We start from the raw sequence: 23,255 nt of genomic DNA on the forward strand, positions 1-23,255 counted from the left end.
GGAGCCGTTCCATGCCCGTCGAACCGCTGTCCCAGAAGGAGATCGAGGACCGGCTCGCCGAGCTGCCGGGCTGGTCGCTCGACGGGGACCGCATCACCCGTTCGTACCGGCTCGGCTCGCACTTCGCGGCGGCGGCGCTGGTCGTGCACATCGCCCGGATCCAGGACGAGCTCGACCACCACTCCGACCTCACCCTCGGCTACAACACGGTGACCCTGTCCGTGAACACGCACAGCGTCGGCGGTGCCGTCACCGCCAAGGACTTCGGACTCGCCCGCCGGGTGGAGGACATCGCTCCAGGTCACGGGGCACACTGAGGTACGTGCTGGACTACGACAAGGAAGCCGACGCCTACGACGCCTCACGCGGCGGCGAACCACGGGCCGAGGCGGCCGCCGACGCCGTCCTCGGCCTGATCCCCGAGGGCACCCGCCGACTCCTCGACCTCGCCTGCGGCACCGGCATCGTGACCCGGCGGCTGGCGGCGGCCCGGCCGGAGATGACGGTCACGGGCGCCGACCTCGCGCATGGCATGGCACGGATGGCCGCCGCCCGGCTGCCCGGCTCGGTCGTCCTGGCCGACAGCCGCCGACTCCCGTTCCCCGACGGGACGTTCGACGCGATAACCAGCGTCTGGCTGCTGCATCTGATGGACGACCCCGCCGACGTCGGCTCCATCCTCGCCGAGTGCTCCCGCGTGCTCCGGCCGGGCGGTGTGTACGTCACCACGGTCGACAAGGCCGAGGCACACGACGTGGGCAGCGACATCGACGCCGTCCTCGTCCCGCGGCCACGCCGCCCCGCCCCCGACGCGTCCGGCACTGTGGCGGCGCACGCCGCGGAGCACGGACTCCTCCCCGACGGGCGGGCGGCCTTCCCCGGCCTGGGCCAGGGCCGCAGCCCCCGCGGCACCATCGCCAATCTGCGGCGCGGCTGGTTCACCCTGCTGACGCCCGACGACCCGCTGACGGACCGGCTCGCCGAGGCGCTGGCGGCCCTGCCGGACCAGGACCGGCCCCGCCCCGACCCCCGTTTCCGCGTGCGGTCCTTCAGGAAGCCGCGGGCCGGCCGAACTCCATGATCCAGTTGGTCACCCAGGTCTCCCCGCCGTCCACCGAGAACGCCTGCTCCCAGCGGGCCGCGGCGGGGGAGACCCCCGACCACACGAAACGCACCCGTACGTCCTTCCCGTCGTGCGTGTCATCGCCGTAGAACTCGCCGCGGTCGCCCGTGAACCGGCCGAAGACCGGTGGGAAGAGCGTCCCGCTGCGGCTGGAGGCCCAGTTCAGCGACCAGTCGCCGGTCTCCCGGTCGAAGAGCCGCAGGGTCGCGCCCCGGTACCCGAGGCGCGGCATGTCGATCTCGTCGATGTTCGCGGCCCCGCCGAACAGCGGCCGGCAGTGGCTGGTGGCGGCGAACTCCTCCCAGTCGCTGCCGGGGTCCAGGAAGTCGGTGCGGCGGCGGTTGCGGACCTCCCACTCGCCGTGGAGGAAGTCGAAGTCGTGCGGGCTGCTCATGAATGGTCTCCCGTGGTTCCTTCGGGCAGGCTGTCGGTCAAGTAGGCCTCCAGGTCCGGGACTTCGGGCGCCAGCAGATGCCGTACCCAGGCGTCCCGTTCGTGCTGGATCGGCGGGAGCTCCCACACACAGCCGATCCAGGGCAGCTCCGGCCGGATGAAGTGCGTCGGGTCCTCGTCGGGGCAGCCGAGCACCGGCTGGCCCGCCGAGGCGCCCCTGAAGTGCAGGACGTTGTCCCACACCCAGCTGTACGCGTTCAGATAGGCGCCGGTGTCCCCGCCCCGGTGCAGCACGACGAACGTCGCGGGCGGCGTGCCGTCCGGCTCCGGCAGCAGCTGCGGCAGGATCGTGTACGCCGCCTTCTCCACCTCGGGCGCGATGCCCGCCGGGTCCGCGGTGACGTGATAGCGCTTGACGTGCCGGCCGGCCACCTCGATCGGCGGCGGCACGGTCAGCAGTTTCTCCTTGAAGGCCATGCACGGGACGCTAGGCCCGCTTCACTGACATCCTGTGTCAGTGAAGTCCAGCCGACTCGTCTCGATCCTCCTGCTCCTGCAGGCCCGGGGCCGGATGACCGCCGCCCAGCTCGCCGAGGAGCTGGAGGTCTCCGTCCGCACGGTCTACCGGGACGTCGAGGCCCTGAGCGCGGCGGGTGTTCCGCTGTACGGCGACGCGGGCCACGCCGGCGGCTACCGCCTCCTCGACGGCTACCGCACCCGCCTGACCGGTCTGACCACCGACGAGGCCGAAGCCCTGTTCCTCGCGGGCGCCCCCGGCCCCGCCGCCGACCTCGGACTCGGCCCGGTGCTGGCCGCCGCCCAGCTGAAGGTGCGCGCCGCGCTCCCACCGGAACTGCGCGCCCACGCCGACCGCATCAGCGGACGCTTCCACCTCGACGCCCCCGGCTGGTACGCCGACGCCGACGACACCCCGCACCTGCCCGCCGTCGCCGACGCCGTATGGAACGGCCGCGTCCTCGACGTCCTGTACCGCCGCTGGCGCGAGCCCACCGACGTACGGCGCCGCCTGGAGCCGTACGGACTGGTCCTGAAGGCGGGCCGCTGGTATGTCGTCGCCGGACCGGGCCCGCGCACGTTCCGGGTCGACCAGATCCTCCAACTGTCCGTCTCCGACGAGGAGTTCACCCGCCTCGAGGACTTCGACCTGGCCGCCTACTGGACGGCGTACCAGCGGGACTTCCACGACCGGCTGCGCGGGGGAGAGGCGCGGGTCCGACTGGCCCCCGGCGCCCGGCTGCCCGGCCCGGCAGGGCAGGCGGCGCTCTCCAACGGCCGCACGGACGAGAAGGGTTGGACTCTGGCCACCGTCCCCATCGAGTCCGTCGACCACGCCCACGCCGAATTCCTGCGCCTGGGCACGGACATCGAGGTCCTCGCACCCACCGAGCTGCGCGAGCGCATCGCGCGGACCGTCACCGAACTGGCCGAAATCTACGGTAACTCCCCTGCGGGCGGAGGCGACTGAGACGGGAACCCGTCCGTCCTCCCCGGGAGGTACGTCACGTGAAGCACCCGCATCCCCCCACCCACCGCAGACGCCGCAGCGCCGTCCTCTCCGCGCTGACCGCGGTGGCCGCCCTGGTCGGTGCCGGTCTCACCGGCGTCTCCACCGGCACCGCCGCGGCCGCCACCGCGAGGCAGGTCGAGGCGCTCGACCGGGGCGTGGTCAGCGTCCACACCGACAGCGGCAACCTGGTCAGCTGGCGCTGGCTCGGCACCGACCCCGACGACGTCTCCTTCAACGTCTACCGCGCGGGTACGAAGGTCAACTCCACCCTGATCACCGGCTCCACCGACTACTTCCACTCCGGCGCCCCCGCCCAGGCCGACTACACGGTACGGGCGATCGTGAACGGAGTGGAGCAGTCCGACTCGGTCCACGCGATGCAGTTCCGCACGGGCTACAAGGACGTCCCCATCACCCCGCCCGCCGGTGGCACCACCCCCGACGGAGTCGCCTACACCTACGAGGCGAACGACGCCTCCGTCGGCGACCTCGACGGCGCCGGGCAGCTCGACTTCGTCCTCAAATGGCAGCCCACCAACGCCAAGGACAACTCCCAGTCCGGCTGCACCGGCAACACGGTTCTCGACGGCATCAAGCTCGACGGCACCCGTCAGTGGCGCATCGACCTGGGCCGCAACATCCGCTCCGGCGCGCACTACACCCAGTTCCAGGTGTACGACTACGACGGCGACGGCAAGGCCGAGGTGGCCGCGAAGACCGCCGACGGCACGGTCGACGGCACCGGCGCGGTGATCGGCAGCGCGTCGGCGGACCACCGGAACTCCAGCGGCTACATCCTGTCCGGCCCGGAGTATCCGACCATGTTCAACGGGCAGACGGGCAAGGCGATGCAGACCGTCGACTACGTCCCGGCGCGCGGCACGGTCTCGTCCTGGGGCGACTCGTACGGCAACCGCGTCGACCGCTTCCTCGCGGGCACGGCGTATCTGGACGGCTCCCGCCCCTCCCTGATCATGGCGCGGGGCTACTACACACGCACGGTCGTCGCGGCCTGGGACTGGCGCGGCGGCTCCTTCACCCGCCGCTGAACGTTCGACACCAACTCCTCCACCAACAGCGGCAAGGGATACGACGGCCAGGGCAATCACCAGCTTTCGGTCGCCGACGTGGACGGGGACGGCAAGGACGAGATCGTGTACGGCTCGATGGCCGTGGACGACAACGGCTACGGCCTGTGGACGACGAAGAACGGCCACGGCGACGCCCTGCACGTGGGCGACCTGGACCCGTCCCGGGCGGGCCTCGAGGAGTTCAAGGTCGACGAGGACGGCTCGAAGCCCTCGTCCTGGATGGCCGACGCCAGGACGGCACGGATCCTGTGGTCCACACCCGCCAACGGCGACAACGGCCGGGGTGTCTCCGGCGACATCTGGGCCGGCAGCGCGGGCGCCGAGTCCTGGTCGTCCCGCGCGGACGGCGTACGCGACCCGCAAGCCCTCCAGCATCAACTTCCTGGCCTGGTGGGACGGCGACCCCGTCCGTGAACTCCTCGACGACACCCACATCGACAAGTACGGCACCTCGGCCGACACCCGCCTGCTGACCGCCTCCGGCGTCCACTCCAACAACAGCACCAAGGCGACGCCGACCCTGTCCGGCGACATCCTCGGCGACTGGCGCGAGGAGGTCATCTGGCCGACGACCGCCCCGGCCTACGGTGTACACGCCGTAGACGGCACACAGAAGGGCGCGTGCCCGGTGCGGCACGCGCCCTCCTTCTTTTCAGGCGACCGTGCAGGTCTGGTCGCCCACTTCGAATGTCGTGGGTTTCGTGTTGGCGCCCGTCCAGCTCCCCGTGAAGCCGAAGCCCACGGACGAGCCGGCCGCCACCGTGCCGTTCCAGCTCACGTTCTTGGCGTTCACCGCCGCCCCCGACTGGGTCCAGTCCGCGTTCCACAGCTGGGTGATCTTCTGGCCGTTGGGGAAGGACCAGCCGAGTGACCAGCCGTTCCAGGCGGTCGACCCCGTGTTGGTCAGCTGGACGTCGGCCTGGAAGCCGCCCGTCCACTGGTTGGTGACCCCGTAGGTCACCGTGCAAGCACCGGTCGGTGTCGGATCCGTACCGCCACCGCCGCCGGTATCGGACGAGTCGCCGTAGACGACTCCGCGGCCGTTCGTCGACACATACACCCGGCCGTACACCCTAGGGTCACCGGTGATCGCCCCGCCCGTCCAACCCCACTGGTGGGCGTCGTCGTTGATACGGGTCCAGGTCGCGCCCTTGTCCGTGGAGCGGAAGATGCCGCGCACGCCGCCGATCTTCGCGCTGGTGTACAGGGTCTGGTACGAGGCTCCCGGCGCCGCCTTTCCGAAGCCGATGGTGTCGGCCTGCTCGACATCGGCCGACTTGGTGAAGGTCGCGCCGCCGTCCGTCGAGTGCCACAGGCCGTACGCCCCGTCGCTCGCCCCGCCCGCCAGCCACACGTCGCCCTTGGTACCGGGCAGCGCCTTGAAGCGCACGCTGTCACCGCTGGGCACGCCGGTCGCCGCGGACGCCGCGAAGGTCGCGCCACCGTCCGAACTGACGTAGAACTTGCCCGACTTGAAGCCGTAGAAGGTCTCCGGATCGACCCGGTCCGACTCGACGACCGCCCCGGACGGGATGCCGCTCGACGCCGACCACGAGGTGCCGAAGCCCGAGGTGTACTGCACGCCCGCACCGACCGGACTCCACACGAACCGGCTGCCGTCCGCACCGGCCGCGACCGTGCCGCCGCCGCTCACTCCCGAGGGATCCGTCCCCGCGAACCAGTTGGCGCCGTTGTCCGTCGAGAACGCGATGTGCGGGCCCGAGTCCGGATTGCCGACCCGGACCACCGTGTTCGGGTTCGTCTCGGCGAAGTCGAGGCTCGTGGTCGTGGAGAAGGTGGGCGAGGTGTACATCATCGACGGGACCTTGGTGAGATCCGTGTGCCGGAAGCCGCCGATGTCACCGAGCGCGCTGAAGAGCTGCGCGCCGCCCGACGGGGGAGCGGCCAGGTCGTTGACCGACGTCTCCTCCAGCCCCTGCACCATCGGCTTCACCGTGAACCGGCCGCCGCTGTCCCAGTTCGTCAGATTCTCGGTGCCGTAGAGCGTCGCGCCCGTCCCGTACATCATCCGGGCGGAGTTGAACGGGTCGATCTCCAACGACTCCGTCATCCAGCCGAGTTTCGGGCTCTGTTCGGGCGGTGACGGGTTCACTCCGAAGGTCAGCCAGGGGGAGGACGAGACGTCGATCGTGTAGCGGTTCGAGCGGTTGGGGTACGACGTGTAGTCCCACGCCTTCGTCCAGGTGCCGCCGCTGTCCGCGGAGCGGAAGAGCTGGGTGTCCGGCCACCAGGAGCTGTAGGCGGTGGCCATGACAGTGCCGGGGTGCTGACGGTCGATCGTCAGGCCGCTGAAGCCGTAATAGGTGTCCGCCTCCGCGACCGGGCTGATGTTCGTCCAGGTGCCCGTCGCCGTCGCGTACCGCCACAACTGGCCCTTGCCGCCGTCGTACGGGCCGCCCTTGTCGCTGTAGGCCAGGTAGAGGTAGCCGTTCTTCGCGTCCAGCACGCCCTTGTGGGCCAGATATCCGGTCGGCTGACCGGCCAGCCGGGACCAGGTCGTGCCCCCGTCCGCCGAGCGGTACACCGCGTTGTCCTTGTCGGCCACCCCGACGTAGATCGTCTTCGTCGCGCTGCCCGACGTGCCCGTGGACTCGTCGGAGGTGACCCAGACGACGCCCTGGTTGTCGCTGGCGTACCCGGAGGTGTCGCTCGGATCCTGTTGGTAGTTGCCGGGGTTGGGGAAGGACGTCACCTGCGACCAGGTCGCCCCGGAGTCCGTCGACCGCCACAGGCCCTTGCCGCTGGGCGCGCCCAGATACAGCACGCTGTTCCTGTTCGGGTCGATCGCGAGCCGCTCGCCCATGCCGCGGCCGGGCATGTTGCCGCCCAGCTTGAAGGGAAGGCCGGCCTTCTGCCAGCTCGCGCCCCGGTCGGAGGAGCGCAGCACGGCCCCGTTCCCGGGATCCCAGCTGTTGGTGTACGTGCCGACGGCCGCGTACACCTTGTCCGGATCGACCGAGTCGGAGGCCAGGCTGACCACACCGGTGTGCCCCCAGTCGGTCCAGCCGACGGAGTCCAGCAGCGGGGTCCAGGTCTTGGTCGACTCCTGCCAGCGGTAGGCGCCGCCGATGTCGGTGCGGGCATAGACCAGGTTCTTCTCGGAGCGGTTGAACACGATGCCGGGGACGAAGCCGCCGCCGTCGATACGGGCGTTCTTCCAGGTGTAGGTGTCGGCCGCGAGCGGCACTTTCGGGGTGCTTGCGGCCAGGGCGGGCGGACTGCCCGCGAGCAGACCGGCGGCCAGCGCCAGCACGGCCGTGAGGATGCGGGTTCTTCGCACGGGAGGAGTCCTCTCCTGGGGGGAGGGCGGTCCCCAGCGCGGGTGGGGACCGCCGAAGAAGCGCCCCGAAGGGGCAATGCGAACTATTCGAGGAGTTCCGCGTACGAGCCCATGGCCAGGGCGATGTCCGCCTGGACCCAGAAGCGGTGGTACGTGAAACTCGGTGCGGCGCCGCCCGCCGGATAGCTTTCGATCTTCGACCAGGCCGGGTCGTTCTTGTAGAAGGAGCGCAGCGAGGCAAAGGTCGAGGAGGAGTTGATCGTGTCGCCGTTCGGCATCTTGCCGCTCCAGCCGCTCGGGACGTACACGCCGTCGTCGAAGCGGTTGTAGTCGGCGCGGGTCTCCGGGACGGCGATGCCCAGGCTGTCCTGGTAGTTGTTCCACATGCCGTCGAGGAGCGCCTTGGCCGTCGACTTCGCCGTCGCGTCACCGGACTTGGCGGCGTAGTACGGCGAGCATCGACAGGGGAAGGGCGAGCGCAGCGACGACGGCGGTCCATAACCGCCGTACGGCTCTGCGTCTGCGTCTGCGTCCGGGAAGTCCGGGATGCATGTGCTGGTTCCTCCTTGCGCTGGCGAGACGTGGGGAGAAGTCAAGGCTTGAACCAGTGGGAGCGCTCCCATAGTGGGGACGGGGGTGAGAGCGGTCAAGATGCTTGAAGAGTCGAAAAGATTCGACGGACGCCGCCCAGGAAAAGTCAAGCGACTCCCCTGTCCATCGCCGTCACTTGGCGCTACCTTCCTCCGCACCAGTGGGAGCGATTCCGTTCAGTCGACGCGTGCGTCACGCGTCCGAGCGGCAAGGAGTCGCTCATGCGACACCCCCCGCGTTCAGTACTTTTAGCCGTCGCCGGTGCGGTCGCCCTCGTCGGGTCCGCACTGGTGCCGGTGGTCTCGGCGTCCGGGGCCACACCCGCCTGCACGGTCGAGTACTCCGTCACCGGCCAGTGGGACACCGGCTTCCAGGGTGCCGTGAAGATCACCAACAACAAGGCCGCGCTGAGTAGTTGGAGCCTCACCTTCGACTTCGCGAACGGCCAGAAGGTCACCCAGGGCTGGAGCGCCAAGTGGTCCCAGTCCGGCACCACCGTGACCGCAGCCAACGAGAGCTGGAACGGCTCGCTCGGCACCGGCGCGAGTGTCAGCGCCGGGTACCTCGGCTCCTGGTCGGGCAGCAACGCCGTACCGACCGCGTTCAAGCTCAACGGGACGACGTGCAACGTGGATGCGGAGCCCTCGCCCACCCCGACCGAGCCGCCACCGGGCAACGGCAACGCACCCGCCCTGCACGTTTCCGGCAACAAGCTCGTCGACGCCGACGGAAAGACCCGCCGGCTGCTCGGCGTGAACCGCTCCGGCGGCGAGTTCATGTGCGTCCAGGGCTATGGCATCTGGGACGGTCCCGTGGACGACGCGGCGATCAAGGCGATCGCCGACTGGAAGGCCAACGCCGTACGCATCCCGCTCAACGAGGAGTGCTGGCTGGGCCTTTCCAACATCAAGCCCGAGTACGCCGGCGCCAACTACATCAACGCTGCTGATCGACACCTCCCGCAACGGTTGGGGCGGCACCGCACGCCCGGCCGGCCCCGGTCCGCAGACCAGCGTGGACACGTACATCGACGGCGGCCGCTACGACCGCCGGATCCACGTCGGCAACTGGTGCAACCAGTCCGGAGCCGGTCTCGGCGAGCGCCCGCAGGCCGCCCCGGCGACCGGGATCGACGCCTATGTGTGGATGAAGCCGCCGGGTGAGTCCGACGGCTCCAGCACCGCAATCGCCAACGACGAGGGCAAGGGCTTCGACCGGATGTGCGACCCGACGTACACGGGCAACGCCCGCAACGGCAACAACATGTCCGGCGCCCTGCCGAACGCGCCGCTGTCCGGGCACTGGTTCTCCGCCCAGTTCCAGCAGTTGATGCAGAACGCCTACCCGCCGCTGCCGTAACGCGGTGACGGTGATCCGCCGGGGTCAGCTCTTCGGGGACAGACCCCGGCGGATCGCGCGTTCCACCGGCGAGTGGTCGCCGTCCGGCCGGTCCAGCTCCAGCGGCGACTCCAGGTGCAGCGGCGGCTGAGCCATGAACCGGGGCCGGGCCCCGTGGTGCGGCTGGGCGGCGTGCACCAGGAAGGGGTGGCAGAGATAGACGTCGCCGGGGCTGCCGGTGGCGTACGCGAGCGGGCGGTGCGCGGAGGCGGCGGCCACCTGCGGGCCGAGCTCCAGGAACGAGGCGCCGGCCTCGCCGTACGGCTCCAGGACCGGCGGCACGTCGAGGTGCGAGCCGACCCTGATCCGGGTCGGGGCGTCCTCCTCGGTCACCTCGCCGAACAGGAACAGCATCAGCAGCGCACGCTCCCTCGACCGCAGGTTGGTGTGCCACGCCGTGGCGCCCTCCGGGAGATAGCTGCCCTCGATGTGCCAGCCCGCGTCGTCCGGCTCCTGTGCGTGCGGGAAGCGCAACGGGAAGCTCCCCAGCGAATAGCGCGGGACCCAGCGCCGCTCACCGACCAGCAGGTCGAACGCCTCGTGCAGTACGGCGGAGTTGGCGGCGACCGCGAACGGTCCCTGGGCCATGCCGCCCACCCACACCACCGGGTCCTTCCAGCTGCCGGGGTCGTCCGGGTCGTACCCCGTCTCCCGCCAGAGCAGCCGCGCGCAGTCCTCGGTGACGCGCTTCGGGACGGCGCCCTCGATCTTCACGAACCCGTCCTCGATGAACCGCTCCGTCAGCTCGTCGTCCATCGGGCCATCCTCGGCGACCGGTGTTGCCGTACGCACCCCGTTTTTTGCCGCCCCGGCAACAGAGCTGGCCCCGGCCCGGTGCGTCGGCGCAAGCTGGCCCCACCCGGACGAGAGGCTGACCACCATGGCGCACCACCACCAGCACAACCACAACCACGGCCACAACCACGGCCACGGCCACGAAGACACTGACATCGACTGGGCGGCCATGGCGCCGCACCTGGAGGCGCAGGCGGAGTTGCTCGCCCCCGTCTACGAACGGGCCATGGCCTGGCTGGCGAAGGAGGTGACCGAGCCGGGGCTGATCGTGGACGCGGGCAGCGGGCCCGGTGTCGTGTCGTGCCTGTTCGCCGAGGCGTTCCCGGGCGCCCGGGTCATGGCCGTGGACGGCACCGAGCCGCTGCTGGAGCGGGCCCGCGACCGTGCCGCCCGCCAGGGCGTCGGGGACCGCTTCGGCACCCTGGCCGGTGAACTCCCCCGTGTGCTGGACGAGTTGGACTACCCGGCCGACCTGCTGTGGGCGAGCCGCAGCCTGCACCACCTCGGCGACCAGCGGGCCGGGCTCGCGGCCTTCGCGGCCCGGCTGGCCCCCGGCGGCACCCTGGCCCTGCTGGAAGGCGGCCTGCCCTCCCGGTTCCTGCCCCGGGACATCGGCATCGGGCGGCCGGGGCTGCAGGCGCGGCTCGACGTGGTCGAGGAGGAGTGGTTCGCACGGATGCGGGCCGACCTGCCCGGCGCCGTCGCCGTGACGGAGGACTGGCCCGCCCTGCTGGCAGCCGCAGGTCTGAAGCACACCCGCACCCGCAGCTTCCTGCTCGACCTGCCCGCACCCGTCTCCGACCGGGCCCGCGCCTACATCGCCACGACCCTTTCCCGGGTCCGCGAGGCCGCCGCCGACGCCCTCGACGCCGACGACCGCGCCACGCTGGACCGGCTCCTCGACCCGGCCGACCCGGCGAGCGTGCACCTGCGGCCGGACGTGTTCGTGCTGTCCGCGTACACGGTGCACACGGCCGTACGGCCCGTGTAGCCGCCGGGGCCGCGGCGGTTCAGCACCGTCCCGGGCGCGCGTACACACTCACCCGCGCACCCCGCACCGTCCGGGTGCCGCACTCGTCGAAGTGTTCGGCGAGCACCTGCCGCTTCGTCTCCTCCTGCGCGGTGGCGTCCAGCGGCTGTCCGGCCGGGTCGCGCAGGACGACGATCCGCCGGGCGGCGAGGACGCGGGCCCGGATGACGGAGGGGGCGGCCTCGGTGCCGTACAGCGTGCCGGAGTCCGCCGGGCCGCGGTCCAGGGCGAGATCGCGCAGCCCGCGGAAGGAATCCTTCTCGACCAGGGACCACACCCGGCGCCGGGACGGCGTGTACAGGATCCCGTCGGCGCCCTCGCCCGCCGTGCGGACGGCCGCGGCCACGGCGGTCACGTCGTCGACGCGGCTCTGCGGGGTGCGCAGACTCAGGGTGACCGGAAGCTGCGCGACGACGGTGGCCCCCGCGGCGAGCGCCGCCCCGGCCCGGATCCGGCCGCCCGCGCGCAGCAGCCGGTCCAGCGCCGCGCCGACCAGCAGCGCCGTCCCCGCCTGGCCGTAGAGGACGTAACGGTCCACATACAGCGGCTTGACCAGCGACACCAGCAGGAGCAGCAGCCCGGGCACGATGAAAAGGGGCAGGGCCAGCCCCACGAGGCCGACCCGACCCGCATCCCGCCCTCGCGGCAGCAGCGCGGCACAGGCCGTCCCGAGCAGCGTCAGCCCGGCGAAGCCCACCAGCGCGCCCGCCCGGGTGCCGCCGATCCAGGCCACCTGCTCCGACTGGCCCATGCTCACCACGGCCAGAGGAGCCACGCCCGCCCCGGCGAGGAGCGCGGCGCGCGCCCAGTCGCGGCGGGCCGCGCGGGGTACGGCCACCGCGTGCGCGGCCGCCACCAGCACCGCGAACTCGTGCAGCAGGCAGGCGGACAGCACGACCGTGCCATAGGCTGCCCAGGCCCGCCCGGTGCCCGACTCCACCGCCCGGACCAGCAGATACGACGCCCACACGACCAGCGCGCACACCAGCGCGTACGAACGGCCCTCCTGTGCGTACCGCTGGACCGGCGGCAGGACCGCGAACACCAGCCCGGCCGTCACTCCCGCGCGCGGCCCGGCGAGCCGGCGGCCCAGCACCGCCAGCGTCCCGGCCGCCACCGCGGTCGCCAGTACCGACGGCAGCCGCAGCACCAGCAGCGGATCGGCCCACCCGAAGACCCGGAACAGGGCGTGCATCAGCAGGTAGTACAGGCCATGCACCGCGTCCGCCCGCTCCAGCGCCCGCCACAGCCCGGGCAGGCCGCGCCGCGCCATGTCGTACGTCACCGCCTCGTCCCGCCACAGGCTCCCGTCGCGCCGTACGCCCCACAGGCCGAGGGCCAGGGAGAGCACGACGGGCGCGAGTACGTGGACGTACCGGCGGGGGACGCTCGGGGCGGCGGTCGGGAGTGCGGCCCTCGGGGGCCGGGTGACGGTGGCGATGGCGGGCTCCGGTACGTGTCGGGACGGCGGGCCCCGGTGAGCGGGGCCGCGTGGACGTGCACCGACGAGTCCAGGCGCCGCACGATTGATGGGCAGCCCCCGTCCCGAGCGCCAATCAATCGCCGTACGCGGGTTGTTAGCGTGGAAGGCGGCCGCGATGGACGGGGGAGACGTGCATGGGGCGTCGTGAGAAGCCGCTGGATCCGGGGGCGGGAGCGGTGCAGCGGTTCGCGTACGAGCTGCGCAAACTGCGCGACGAGGCGGGCACGCCGACCTATCGCGCGATGGCGCACCGGGCCGGCTACTCCGGGCCGACGCTGTCGGCGGCGGCCGCCGGAGAGCGGCTGCCCACCCTGCCGGTGGTCACCGCGTACGTCACCGCGTGCGGCGGCGACCCGGGGGAGTGGGAGCGGCGCTGGCGGGCGGCCGTCGCCGAGGCGGCCGACGAACGGTCCCCCGGGGAGGACACCGACAGCCCGTACCCGGGACTCGCCCGGTTCGGCACCGGGGACCGCGACCACTTCCACGGCCGCGACGACCTCGTCGCCGAACTCGTCGCCCACGTGCGGCGGTTCAGCGTCGGGGCGGTCGTCGGCGCGTCCGGCAGCGGCAAGTCGTCACTGTTGCGGGCGGGACTGATCCCCGCCCTGCGGGAAGCACACGACCGGCCTCCGGCCGCGATCCGCGTCCTCACCCCCGGCAGCCGTCCGGCCCGAACCCACGAAGCCCTGTTCACCCCGCACGACGCTCCCGGCGACACGCTCCTGGTCGTCGACCAGTTTGAGGAGGTCTTCGCACTGTGCGCCGATCCGGCCGAACGCGAGCTGTTCATCGGCCGGTTGCTCACCGCGCTCGACCCGGCCGCCGGGCTGCGCGTCCTCATCGCCGTACGCGCCGACTTCTACGCACGCTGCGCCGAGCACGGCCCCCTCGCGGAGGCGCTGCGCGACTCGACTTTGCTGGTCGGCCCGATGCCGCCGCAGCGGCTCCGGGAGGCCGTGGTCAGACCGGCGGCCGCGGCCGGTCTGGTCGTCGAACGCGACCTGACCGCCCGGATCGTCGCCGACGCCGCCGGCGAACCCGGCGGGCTCCCGCTGATGGCCCATGCCCTGCGCGAGGTCTGGCGGCGGCGCACCGGCAAGACCCTCACCCTGGCCGCCTACGAGTCCATCGGCGGCATCCGGGGCGCGGTCGCCCACACCGCAGAGGACGTGTACGCCCGCTGCACCCCCGCCGAGGCCGTCACCGTCCGCGCCCTGCTCCTGCGGCTGGTCAGCCCCGGGGACGGCACCGAGGACACCCGGCGCCCGGCCGACCGCACCGAACTCGGCACCGGCCCCGGCGCTCGCGTCCTCGAACGCCTGGTCCGTGCCCGCCTGTTGACCGTCGACGGTGACACGGTCGACCTCGCCCACGAGGCCCTGCTCGGCGCCTGGCCCCGGCTGCGCGGCTGGATCGACACCGACCGCGAACGCCTGCGCGCCCACCGCCGCCTCACCGAAGCGGCCCGGAACTGGGCCGAACTGGACCGGGACGCGGGGGCGTTGTACCGGGGGGTGCGACTGACCGAGGCACGCGAGTTGTTCGCCGAACCGGGGTCGGGCCAGGGGGAGTTGAGCCGCCTGGAGCGTGACTTCCTGACGGCGAGTGTCGAGGCGTACGAACGCGGGCGGCGGGCGAGGACCCGGGCGACCCGGCGACTGCGCGCGCTCACCGCGGCGCTCGCCGCGCTGCTGTGTCTCGCCGTGACCGCGGGCGCGGTGGCCTGGCGGCAGAGCGGGGTGAGCGAGCGGCAGCGCGACGAGGCGGAGGCCCGCCGGGTGGCCGCGCTCGCGGACAGCCTCCGCGCCTCGGAACCGCGCACCTCGATGCGCCTGGCCCTCGCAGCCTGGCGCACCGCCGACCTGCCCGAGACGCGCCAGGCGCTGCGGACGGCCGCCGCGCAGAGCGAGCACGACGTGTTCACCGAGCCGGAGGAGGGGGGCCGTACCCTCAACGCGCCGTCGAGTCTCAGTGCGGACGGGCGGATCCTGACGACGGTCGCGCACGACAAGGCGATCCAGTGGGACGTGCGTGCGCACCGGCTCCTGCGGTCCCTCACCCGCCGGGGACTGTCCGCCGGATACACGGACGTCAGCGCCGACGGCCGCCTGCTGGCATACCGCGACCCGGCATCGAGCAAGGGCCTGCGGGTCACCGATCTGCTGGACGGGAGCACACGTCGGCTGCCGACCGGCTCGTGGCAGGACACCGACGGTGCCGGGTTCGGACCGAGCGGACACACCTTCTGGATACGCCGGCTCACGGGCGAACACGCGGTCTACGAGGTGTGGGACGTACGCGCCCGGAGGCTGCTGGCACGGTACGGACGAGGAGACCGCGGCGGTGCGGGCCCCGTGCTGAGCGGTGACGACCGCTACGCCGCCTGGTGCGGAGAAGACCGGCGGACGCTGCGGGTGCTCGACCTCGCCAAGGGCCGCCGAGTCGGCACACGAGTGCCGTCGGCCACCGAACAGCTGCTGTGCCGGGGCGATGTGCTCACCTTCACCCCGGACGGCGGGGCCGTCGCGACCGCCACCACGTCCGGCGTGGTGACCTGGGACTTCCGTACCGGGCGGGAACGGCCTCGGCTGCCCGTGGCGGGTGGCGCGTACGAGGTGGTGTTCGCCGGTCCGTACGCGCTCACCTGGGCCCAGGGCTCCCTGGCCCTGTGGCGGACGGATCTTCCGGCCCCGGCCGACGGTGGCCCGCGCGAGCCGCTCCTCACCCTTCCCGTCGAGGGCACGGCGGTCTCCGGACTGCGCCTCGACACCGCCGACGGCGTACTGCGCTATGAGGCGGACGGCAGGACCGTCGGCGTCCACACCCTCTCCCTGCACGGTCTGACCGGCAGGACCTGGCGCGAGAAGGCAGCGGGCGGGGCAGCCTTCGACGCCTACGGACGGCCGGCCCGGCCGCGCCGCGCGAGCGTGCGCGGGGCCGAAGCGGTGGTGGTCGACCCGGCGGGCCGTACCGCGCTCACCGGTGAGGGATTGCTCGTCGACCTCGCGACGGGCAGGAAGAGGACGGCCGTCACCGGGGAGGACCTGCTCACCGCGGGCGCCATGAGCGCCGACGGCCGCCATCTCGCCACGGCCGACTACCGCGGCCGCCTCACCCTGTGGGATCTCCGCGCCCGCCATCGGATCGCCGTCCTACGAGCCACGGGAAGCACCACCGACCGGCTCGCCCTGGCCTTCTCCCGGGACGGCTCAATGCTCGCGGTGGGCGCGCCGGACGGCTCCGTGCAGGTGTGGGAGACGGCGCAGCCCCACCTCGGGCCTGCGACCCTCCCCGCCGGGGACGGCCCGGTCCTCGCGGTCGGATTCGGCCCGAACGGCGCCGAGTTGCATCTCGCGACGCCCCATCTGCCGGACCGGCTAAGTGCGTTGGCGCCGGATCGCGCGGCCGCCGAGGTGTGTTCGCGTGCGAACGGCGGTGCCACGAAGGCGCAGTGGCGCCGCTACCTGCCCTCGGTGCCGTACCGCGATACGTGCGCCGCTTGACTTCGAGAGCGCTCCAAATGATGAACTCCCGTAGTTCACCGAACCACAGGGGGTAACCATGACCGACTCTCCGGTCGCGCTCATCACCGGCGGCGGCAGCGGCATCGGTGCCGCCGTCGCCCGGCGGTTGCTGGACGCCGGGCACCGGGTCGCCGTCACCGGGCGGGGAGAACCGCGGCTGCGCGCGTTCAGGGAGGGGCTCGGCAACCCGGACGGGCTGCTGACGATCGTCGGGAACGCGGCCGAGTACGACGACGTACAGGCGGCCGTCGCCGCCACGCTGAAGGAGTTCGGGCGGCTCGACACGGTCGTCGCCAACGCGGGTTCCGCCACCCACGACTCGGTCGCGGAGGGCGATCCCGCCGGGTGGACCGACATGGTGCTGACCAACGTGCTCGGCCCGGCCCTCCTGATCCGCGCCTCCGTCGACGCCCTGAAGGAGACCCGGGGCAGGATCGTGCTCGTCGGCAGTGTCGCCGGGTTCGTCAACACGCCCGGCAATCTGTACGGCGCCACCAAGTGGGCGGTCACCGGCCTCGCCGAGAATACCCGCCGCCAGGTCACCGAGTGGGGCGTGGGCGTGACCCTGGTCGCCCCCGGCCGGGTGGAGACCCCGTTCTGGGACGGCCTGGGCAGTCTTCCGCCCGGCCACCTCCTCACCGCCGACCAGATCGCCGACACGGTCGTCTGGGCCGTCCGGCAGCCCGACGGTGTCGACGTCAACACCGTGGTCGTCCGGCCGATCGGGCAGCCCAACTGACGTACGCACAGGGCCCGGTACCGCCCCAGGCGCGGTACCGGGCCCTCTCCCCTCCCGGCTCAGTTGTTCTGGAGGAACTGTTTCGCCAGCTGGTCGCCGAGAGTCACCGCCGCGCTGTGGCTCTCGATGGGGGAGACCTTGGAGTTCTTGAACAGGATGTACGTCACGCCGGAGTCCACGCCGCCGGTCGCCGGGTCGGGGTCGATGCCGAGCGCCTTGGCGGTGGCGTACGAGGCCTCGCCGATGATCTTCGTGGGGCCGGTGTCGCCGACGACCGCGTACTCGACCTTGTTGTTGTAGATGACGGCGACCACTCCGCCGCCCTTGATGCCGGCGCCGGCGTAGTTCCAGATGCTGCTGGAGCTGGGCACGACGACATACGGCAGTGACTCGGCCTTCAGGGGCTTGCCGTTGGACTGGTGGAAGGCCGTGTCGTCCTGGTACCAGGGGTCGCGGTTCTCGTTGCAGTTGGTGGTGCGCTGGCCGTCGCAGTCGATGTCCATGTCGGCCTTCCAGAACACCGCGCCGTTCTTGCCGCACACGGGGATGGTGGCCGAGGTCTCGTCGTCGGTCTTGTACTTGCCGTTGGATATCTGCGAACAGGACTTCACCTTGGCGAGCAGATCGGCCGCGCTGACCGAGCCCTCCTGGGCGGACCTCGGGGTGGTGGTGCCGGAGGCGCTTGCGGGGAGTACGCCGGCGGCGAGCAGTGCGGCCCCGGAGGCCGCGGCGAGGGTCAGTGTTCGAACGCGCACTGTGGGGGACCCTTCTGTTAGGAAACTTTCCTTACCGGGTCCGTACAACTTGGCGCTCTTTACGTGGCCCCGTCAAGCCCTGTGGCGCGAACGGGTGTTCCGTGTGCCGTTTGCGGTGATCTGCCCGCCAGAGAACACTGGCGATATCGGTCATTCCGGAATTTTGCGACCGATATGCACACGGTTTCTGGGAGGCGAGGCGTCATGTTCGTACGGACCGTCTATGTGACCGGTGATCCCACCAAGATCGATACGGCCATCAGAACCCTGAACACGGAGGGTCGGGACCTGCTCGAAGAGCGTCCCGGCTACCGCGGTGCGGGCGTCTTCGTGGACCGGGAGCTGGGCAAGCTCTTCTCGGCGAGCTGGTGGACCTCCGAGGAGGCCAGACACAACAGCGACGAGGTGATGCGCGAGCGACGCGGTGCCCTCCTAGGACCGTTCGCGGGGACCGTGGCGGTCGAGAACTACGAGGCCGCGGTCTTCCATGCGCAGCAGATGCCGAGGACGTCCGGCGGCCTGCGCATCACCAGGCTGGAGTTCGAGCCCGCGGACACGGAACTGGTCGCCGATACGTTCCGGGCCAGTGTGCTGCCCCGGCTGGAGACCCTTCACGGGCTGGCCAGGGCCTCCCTGCTCGTGGACCGGGACCGCGGACGCGGCATGGTCCACGTCCTGTTCGTCGACCACGAGTCCATGGCCGCTTCCCGCTCGGCCCAGGCCATGGCCCGGCACGAGGGGGCGGCCAAGGCGCATGTCACCGTGACCGGTCTTGAGGAGTTCGAGGTCGTCCACGCGGACGTGCACCCCGACTGAGGCCCTGTGTCCGGCGGTTGACCGGCGCCTCGCCCTGTTCACGCGTGTGCCCCGCCGGGCGGGAGGCCGCCCGGCGGGGCACACGCGCGTACGGAAGCGGGCCTCGGCGCGGGCCGAGGGCGGGCCTCAGCCCATGTCGAAGGTGGCCGGGTCCGGACCCAGCCGCCGGTCCTCGTTCAGCGCGCTGATCGCCGCGAGGTCCTCGGTGTCCAGGCTGAAGTCGAAGACGTCGATGTTCTCCTTGATCCGGGACGGCGTCACGGACTTGGGGATCACGATGTTGCCCAGCTGGAGGTGCCAGCGCAGCACGATCTGGGCCGGGGTGCGGTTGTGTTTCTGGGCGATGGCGACGATCGCCGGCACCTCCAGCAGCCCCTTGCCCTGGCCGAGCGGGGACCACGCCTCGGTGTGGATGCCCTGCTGTGCGTGGAACGCGCGGGCCGCGTGCTGCTGCAGATGCGGGTGGAGTTCGATCTGGTTGACCGCCGGGATGACCGAAGTCTGCGCCAACAGGTGTTCCAGGTGCTCCGGAAGGAAGTTGGACAGGCCGATGGCACGGACCCGGCCGTCGGCGAGGAGCTTCTCGAAGGCCTTGTAGGTCTCGATGTACGTGCCCCGGGACGGCAGCGGCCAGTGGATCAGGTACAGGTCGAGGTAGTCCAGACCCAGCTTCTGGAGGGACACGTCGAAGGCGCGCAGTGTGGCGTCGTACCCCTGGTCGCTGTTCCAGAGCTTGGTGGTGACGAAGACGTCCTCGCGGGGCAGGCCGGAGGCGGCGATCGCCTTGCCGGTGCCCTCTTCGTTGCCGTAGATGGCCGCTGTGTCGATGCTGCGGTACCCGGCCTCGAGTGCCGTGGCGACGGCTCGCTCTGCCTCGTCGTCCGGCACCTGCCAGACGCCGAAGCCCAGCTGGGGCATCTCGACGCCGTTGTTGAGGATGATCGGGGGGACCTTGCTGCTCACGAGCTCTTGATCCTTCGCTTGTCGACAGGTGAAGTACCACCATCGTCAACGATCACGAGCCAGGATGCATTCCTGACCGCCGAATCCATCGGAACTGACCGGCGAGTCAGTTGCGGACACGGAGAATGGCCGGAAATGCATCCGACGTTATCGGTCCGGACCATTGACCGCGGCCCGTCATCCCGGGACTCTGAATCCCGCCGCCGAACGCGTCGATGAACTGGGTGCACACATGTGAACACCCGACGCCATTGGCGCCTGTCTGCGCATCTGAGAACCCCCACCCTCAGGAAAGCAGGTACGTACACATGAATGAGACCCTGCCCGAGGCCCGCCAGATGGAACGGACCGTTCAGGAGACATCGGATGAAAACGTCTGGCAAAGCCCCGGCTACACCGTTGTGGAAACCGCGCTCGAAGTGACCGCCTACGCCCTCGGCGACCGCTGACCCGAGGCACGGCGAACCGCACCATGACCACGACACCCGTACGCGCCGACGGCGCCGCGCCCCCGTGGCCGGCCGCCGAGTTCACCCGGCGGCTGTGCGCCGTCACGGCCGAGCGCTACCACGACCGTCACCCCTTCAACCTGCGGATGCACCGCGGCGAACTCACCCCCGGTGAACTGCGCCGCTGGATCGCCAACCGCTTCCACTACCAACGGCACATCCCCGTCAAGGACGCCCTCGTCCTCGCCAAACTCGACCGTCCCGCGCTGCGCCGCGCCTGGCTGCGCCGCATCCGCGACCACGACGGCACGGCCGAGGGCGAGGGCGGCATCGAACGCTGGCTGCGGCTCGGCGAGGCGGCCGGCCTCACCCGGGACGAACTGTGGGACACCACCCGGGTGCTGCCCGGGGTGCGTCACGCGGTCGAGCGGTACGTCTCCTTCTGCCGCCGGCGTCCCGCGCTCGAGGCCGTCGCCGCCTCCCTGACGGAGCTGTCCGCACCCGACCTGATGCGCATCCGCATCGCCGCCTTCGAACGGCACTACCCATGGATCGACCCGGCCGGCCTCGCCTACTTCCGCACCCGCGTCGGCCAGGGCGCCCGCGACGGCGAGGAGGCCCTCGCCCTCGTCCATGCCTGGGCCCGCACCCGTGAGCAGCAGGAACGGGCCGTGGCCGCACTGGTCTTCAAGTGCGACGTGCTGTGGGCGCTGCTGGACTGTGTCGACGAGGGCGACAGCGGCGCCGGGGGCGGGCCATGACCTGGCGTCCCGTCCTGTCCCGGGGCGTGGTGCTGCGCCACGACCGGGTGCGCGGCACCGATCTCCTGCTGCTGCCCGAACGCGTGGTCGTGCTGCACGGCCGGGCGGGCGGCGTGCTGCGGCTGTGCGACGGCAGCCGGGAGGTGCGCGAGATCGTCGCCGAACTGCGCGCGGGATACCCGGGGGCACCGGTCGCCGCCGAAGTCCCCTACTTCATCGCGGCGTTGCGGAAGGAGGGCTGGCTGACATGACCCCGGATCCCCCGTGGGCCCTGCTCGCGGAGCTCACCCATGGCTGCCCGCTCCGCTGCGGGTACTGCTCCAACCCCGTCGAACTGGTCGGTCGGTCAGAAGAGCTGACCGCGGAGCAATGGGCCGGAGTGTTCCGGCAGGCGGCCGCGCTGGGCGTCGTACAGACCCATCTGTCGGGCGGTGAACCGCTGTTGCGGCGGGATCTGCCGGACATCGTCGCCGCCGCCGACACCGCCGGTCTGTACACGCAGCTCGTCACCAGCGGGCTCGGTCTGGGTGAGCGGCGGCTGGCCGCACTCGTGGACGGCGGACTGCGCAGTGTCCAGCTCTCCGTCCAGCACGCGGACCCGGTGGCCTCCGAACGCATCGCGGGCGTCCGCTCGTTCGCGGCCAAGGAGCGGGCCGCCCGGCTGATCCGGGCGGCGGGAGTCCCCTTCGGGCTCAACGTCGTCCTGCACCGGGGCAACCTCGACGCCCTCGACGATCTGATCGCCCTCGGTGTGGCCTGGGGCGCGGACCGGATCGAGCTCGCCAACACCCAGTTCCACGGCTGGGCGCTGCGCAACCGGCCCGTCCTGTTGCCGACCCCCGAGCAGACCCGGCGGGCCCACGACACGGTGACCGACTGGCGTCAACGGCTCCGTGACGGGCCGGAGTTGGTATGGGTCGCGCCCGACCTGGTGGATGCCACGGCCAAGCCCTGCATGGGCGGCTGGGGCAGGGTCTCGCTCACCGTCGCGCCCGACGGCACGACCCTGCCCTGCCCCGCCGCGGCCGCCCTCCCGGGCCTCGACCCGCCGAACGTGAAGGACCGCCCGCTCGACTGGATCTGGCGGCGGTCGAAGGCCTTCAACGCGTTCCGCGGTGAGTCCTGGATGCCGGATCCCTGCCGCGACTGCGCCCTGCGCACCACCGACCACGGCGGCTGCCGCTGCCAGGCGTACGCGCTCACCGGCGACGCCGCCCGCACCGACCCCGCCTGCCGGCACGCCCCCGACCACCACCTCGTACGCGACCTCGTGCGTCTCGCGGACGCAGGACGAGACCTCGCGTACGCCTATCGCGAAGGAGGAACATGAGACGCCGACGTCTGCGGGCGGTGCTGACGGCACTCACGCTGACCACGGGTGGCCTGGCCGCACTGCCCGCCGCCGTCCCCCCGGCCGCCGCCGCCCCTGCCCCGCACCGGCCCGCGGCCGCCACCGACTGGTCCACGGCCGTGGTCGACTCCACCATGGCCCGCTACACACCGGCCACCATCGGCGGCTGGTCGTATCCGGTGGGCCTCTACCTCTACGGCCAGTACCTCACCTACCGGCGCACCCACGACGCGCGCTACCTCGCCTACATCAAGAGCTATGTCGACCGCTTCGTGAAGAGCGACGGCTCCATCGGCCAGTCCTTCAACAACCTGGACAGCATGCAGGCCGGCCGGCTCCTGGTGATCCTGCACCACGCGACGGGCCAGGACCGCTACCGCAAGGCGGCCAAGAAGATCCGCGACCGTCTGGCCACCTACCCGCGCACCGGCGACGGCGGCTTCTGGCACGCCGACAACAGCAGCCGCGCCCATCAACTCTGGGCCGACGGCGTCTACATGGTGAACCCGTTCCTCGTCGAGTACGGCAGGGAGTTCGGCGACAGCGCATACACGAACGACGAGGCGGCCAGGCAACTCGCCGTCTACGGCGGCCATCTCCAGGTGGCGAACGGACTGCTGAAGCACGCCTACGACGAGTCGAGGACCGCGAGCTGGGCCGACCCGCACACCGGGCTCGCGCCCGAGCACTGGTGCCGGGCGATCGGCTGGTACTCCATGGCGATCGTCAATGTGCTCGACGCGATCCCGGCCGGCCATCCGCGAAGGCCCCAGCTCCTCGACATCCTCCGGCGGCTCGCGGCCGGTCTGGAGAAGTACCAGGACCCGGCGACCGGGCGCTGGTTCCAGGTCGTCGACAAGGGCGGACGCGCCGACAACTGGACCGAGACGTCCTGCTCCAGCATGTTCACCTACGCGTTGTCCCGGGGCGTCCAACAGGGCTATCTGGACCGGCACTTCGCGGGCGTGGCCCGGCGCGGCTACGAGGGCGTGCTGGCGAAGGTCTCCATCGGAGCGGACGGTCACACGAACCTCGCCGACATCTCCATCGGCACGAACGTCGGCGACTACGCGTACTACATCGCCCGCACCCGGGCCACGAACGACTTCCACGGCCTCGGGGCCTTTCTGATCATGAACGAGCAGCTGCGAGGAGATTAGTGTC

20 protein-coding genes and 4 pseudogenes are annotated in these 23,255 nt (G+C 71.5%); 16 read left to right on the forward strand and 8 right to left on the reverse strand.

Annotation, left to right across the window (positions count from 1 at the left end; all coding sequences use genetic code 11):
* Nucleotides 1-11: 11 nt before the first annotated feature.
* Nucleotides 12-317, forward strand: a complete 306-nt coding sequence (locus ACZ4EG_RS07660; protein WP_390707037.1) for a 4a-hydroxytetrahydrobiopterin dehydratase — start codon at nt 12-14, stop codon at nt 315-317.
* Between the two features lie 5 nt (nt 318-322).
* Nucleotides 323-1,081: a class I SAM-dependent methyltransferase gene (locus tag ACZ4EG_RS07665; RefSeq protein WP_467789926.1), complete on the forward strand. Its 759-nt coding sequence runs from the start codon at nt 323-325 to the stop codon at nt 1,079-1,081.
* On the opposite strand, the gene ACZ4EG_RS07670 is transcribed toward ACZ4EG_RS07665, so the two are convergent.
* Both ACZ4EG_RS07670 and ACZ4EG_RS07675 read right to left on the reverse strand, forming a co-directional pair.
* Nucleotides 1,050-1,517 carry a hypothetical protein gene (locus ACZ4EG_RS07670; RefSeq protein WP_467789927.1) on the reverse strand — a complete coding sequence of 156 codons (468 nt, stop codon included), beginning with the start codon at nt 1,515-1,517 and terminating at the stop codon, nt 1,050-1,052. The genes ACZ4EG_RS07665 and ACZ4EG_RS07670 overlap by 32 nt on opposite strands.
* Nucleotides 1,514-1,993, reverse strand: coding sequence for a hypothetical protein (locus ACZ4EG_RS07675; RefSeq protein ID WP_467789928.1), 480 nt, complete (start codon nt 1,991-1,993; stop codon nt 1,514-1,516). Before ACZ4EG_RS07675 ends, ACZ4EG_RS07670 begins: the two co-directional genes overlap by 4 nt.
* Nucleotides 1,994-2,033: 40 nt before the next feature.
* Here ACZ4EG_RS07675 and ACZ4EG_RS07680 point away from each other — a divergent pair, with 40 nt between their 5' ends.
* Both ACZ4EG_RS07680 and ACZ4EG_RS07685 read left to right on the forward strand, forming a co-directional pair.
* Complete coding sequence (locus ACZ4EG_RS07680) at nt 2,034-3,002, forward strand: helix-turn-helix transcriptional regulator (protein ID WP_467789929.1); 969 nt, start codon at nt 2,034-2,036, stop codon at nt 3,000-3,002.
* A 38-nt stretch (nt 3,003-3,040) separates the two neighbouring features.
* Nucleotides 3,041-4,709, forward strand: a pseudogene (locus ACZ4EG_RS07685) (rhamnogalacturonan lyase); the annotation flags it as partial.
* A gap of 78 nt (nt 4,710-4,787) precedes the next feature.
* Here ACZ4EG_RS07685 and ACZ4EG_RS07690 read toward each other — a convergent pair.
* Nucleotides 4,788-7,436 carry a cellulose binding domain-containing protein gene (locus ACZ4EG_RS07690; protein ID WP_467789930.1) on the reverse strand — a complete coding sequence of 883 codons (2,649 nt, stop codon included), beginning with the start codon at nt 7,434-7,436 and terminating at the stop codon, nt 4,788-4,790.
* An 83-nt stretch (nt 7,437-7,519) separates the two neighbouring features.
* Nucleotides 7,520-7,885, reverse strand: a pseudogene (locus tag ACZ4EG_RS07695) (glycoside hydrolase family 48 protein); the annotation flags it as partial.
* 363 nt (nt 7,886-8,248) lie between these two features.
* Between ACZ4EG_RS07695 and ACZ4EG_RS07700 the strand changes: the two are divergent.
* The 3 genes and pseudogenes from ACZ4EG_RS07700 to ACZ4EG_RS07710 all read left to right on the forward strand — a co-directional run.
* A pseudogene (locus ACZ4EG_RS07700) lies at nt 8,249-9,007 on the forward strand (cellulose-binding domain-containing protein); the annotation flags it as partial.
* Nucleotides 8,976-9,167 (forward strand): annotated as a pseudogene (locus tag ACZ4EG_RS07705) (glycoside hydrolase family 6 protein); the annotation flags it as partial. The pseudogenes ACZ4EG_RS07700 and ACZ4EG_RS07705, both read left to right, overlap by 32 nt.
* Before the next feature lie 6 nt (nt 9,168-9,173).
* Nucleotides 9,174-9,386, forward strand: coding sequence for a hypothetical protein (locus tag ACZ4EG_RS07710; protein WP_467789993.1), 213 nt, complete (start codon nt 9,174-9,176; stop codon nt 9,384-9,386).
* A gap of 24 nt (nt 9,387-9,410) precedes the next feature.
* Here the strand turns inward: ACZ4EG_RS07710 and ACZ4EG_RS07715 are convergent, their stop codons facing one another.
* On the reverse strand, nt 9,411-10,181 hold the full coding sequence (locus tag ACZ4EG_RS07715; RefSeq protein WP_467789931.1) for a phytanoyl-CoA dioxygenase family protein: 771 nt from the start codon (nt 10,179-10,181) through the stop codon (nt 9,411-9,413).
* 124 nt (nt 10,182-10,305) lie between these two features.
* On the opposite strand from ACZ4EG_RS07715, the gene ACZ4EG_RS07720 reads away from it, so the two are divergent.
* On the forward strand, nt 10,306-11,211 hold the full coding sequence (locus tag ACZ4EG_RS07720; RefSeq protein ID WP_467789932.1) for a class I SAM-dependent methyltransferase: 906 nt from the start codon (nt 10,306-10,308) through the stop codon (nt 11,209-11,211).
* A 19-nt stretch (nt 11,212-11,230) separates the two neighbouring features.
* On the opposite strand, the gene ACZ4EG_RS07725 is transcribed toward ACZ4EG_RS07720, so the two are convergent.
* Nucleotides 11,231-12,601: a glycosyltransferase family 39 protein gene (locus ACZ4EG_RS07725; protein ID WP_467789933.1), complete on the reverse strand. Its 1,371-nt coding sequence runs from the start codon at nt 12,599-12,601 to the stop codon at nt 11,231-11,233.
* A gap of 266 nt (nt 12,602-12,867) precedes the next feature.
* On the opposite strand from ACZ4EG_RS07725, the gene ACZ4EG_RS07730 reads away from it, so the two are divergent.
* Complete coding sequence (locus tag ACZ4EG_RS07730; protein WP_467789934.1) at nt 12,868-16,236, forward strand: nSTAND1 domain-containing NTPase; 3,369 nt, start codon at nt 12,868-12,870, stop codon at nt 16,234-16,236.
* A gap of 58 nt (nt 16,237-16,294) precedes the next feature.
* Entirely contained in the window at nt 16,295-16,996 is a 702-nt protein-coding gene (locus ACZ4EG_RS07735) for an SDR family oxidoreductase (protein WP_467789935.1), read from the forward strand.
* A 59-nt stretch (nt 16,997-17,055) separates the two neighbouring features.
* Here the strand turns inward: ACZ4EG_RS07735 and ACZ4EG_RS07740 are convergent, their stop codons facing one another.
* Nucleotides 17,056-17,751, reverse strand: a complete 696-nt coding sequence (locus ACZ4EG_RS07740) for a glycoside hydrolase family 75 protein (protein WP_453556065.1) — start codon at nt 17,749-17,751, stop codon at nt 17,056-17,058.
* 204 nt (nt 17,752-17,955) lie between these two features.
* On the opposite strand from ACZ4EG_RS07740, the gene ACZ4EG_RS07745 reads away from it, so the two are divergent.
* Entirely contained in the window at nt 17,956-18,567 is a 612-nt protein-coding gene (locus ACZ4EG_RS07745) for a hypothetical protein (RefSeq protein WP_467789936.1), read from the forward strand.
* A 126-nt stretch (nt 18,568-18,693) separates the two neighbouring features.
* On the opposite strand, the gene ACZ4EG_RS07750 is transcribed toward ACZ4EG_RS07745, so the two are convergent.
* Nucleotides 18,694-19,530, reverse strand: a complete 837-nt coding sequence (locus ACZ4EG_RS07750) for an aldo/keto reductase (RefSeq protein ID WP_453556059.1) — start codon at nt 19,528-19,530, stop codon at nt 18,694-18,696.
* Nucleotides 19,531-19,868: 338 nt separating this feature from the next.
* On the opposite strand from ACZ4EG_RS07750, the gene ACZ4EG_RS07755 reads away from it, so the two are divergent.
* The 5 genes from ACZ4EG_RS07755 to ACZ4EG_RS07775 are packed head-to-tail and all read left to right on the forward strand — an operon-like array spanning nt 19,869 to nt 23,251.
* Nucleotides 19,869-19,979 (forward strand): pyrroloquinoline quinone precursor peptide PqqA, encoded by a 111-nt coding sequence (locus tag ACZ4EG_RS07755; RefSeq protein WP_453556401.1) that lies wholly within the window; start codon nt 19,869-19,871, stop codon nt 19,977-19,979.
* 23 nt (nt 19,980-20,002) lie between these two features.
* On the forward strand, nt 20,003-20,740 hold the full coding sequence (pqqC, locus tag ACZ4EG_RS07760; RefSeq protein WP_467789937.1) for a pyrroloquinoline-quinone synthase PqqC: 738 nt from the start codon (nt 20,003-20,005) through the stop codon (nt 20,738-20,740).
* A complete protein-coding gene (gene pqqD / locus ACZ4EG_RS07765) occupies nt 20,737-20,991 on the forward strand; it encodes a pyrroloquinoline quinone biosynthesis peptide chaperone PqqD (RefSeq protein ID WP_453556054.1) in 255 nt (84 codons plus the stop codon). Before pqqC ends, pqqD begins: the two co-directional genes overlap by 4 nt.
* Nucleotides 20,988-22,070: a pyrroloquinoline quinone biosynthesis protein PqqE gene (pqqE, locus tag ACZ4EG_RS07770; protein ID WP_453556051.1), complete on the forward strand. Its 1,083-nt coding sequence runs from the start codon at nt 20,988-20,990 to the stop codon at nt 22,068-22,070. Before pqqD ends, pqqE begins: the two co-directional genes overlap by 4 nt.
* Complete coding sequence (locus tag ACZ4EG_RS07775) at nt 22,067-23,251, forward strand: glycoside hydrolase family 88/105 protein (RefSeq protein WP_467789938.1); 1,185 nt, start codon at nt 22,067-22,069, stop codon at nt 23,249-23,251. Before pqqE ends, ACZ4EG_RS07775 begins: the two co-directional genes overlap by 4 nt.
* The last annotated feature ends 4 nt before the right edge of the window (nt 23,252-23,255 follow it).

It is taken from the genome of Streptomyces sp. NPDC025638 (assembly GCF_055558775.1).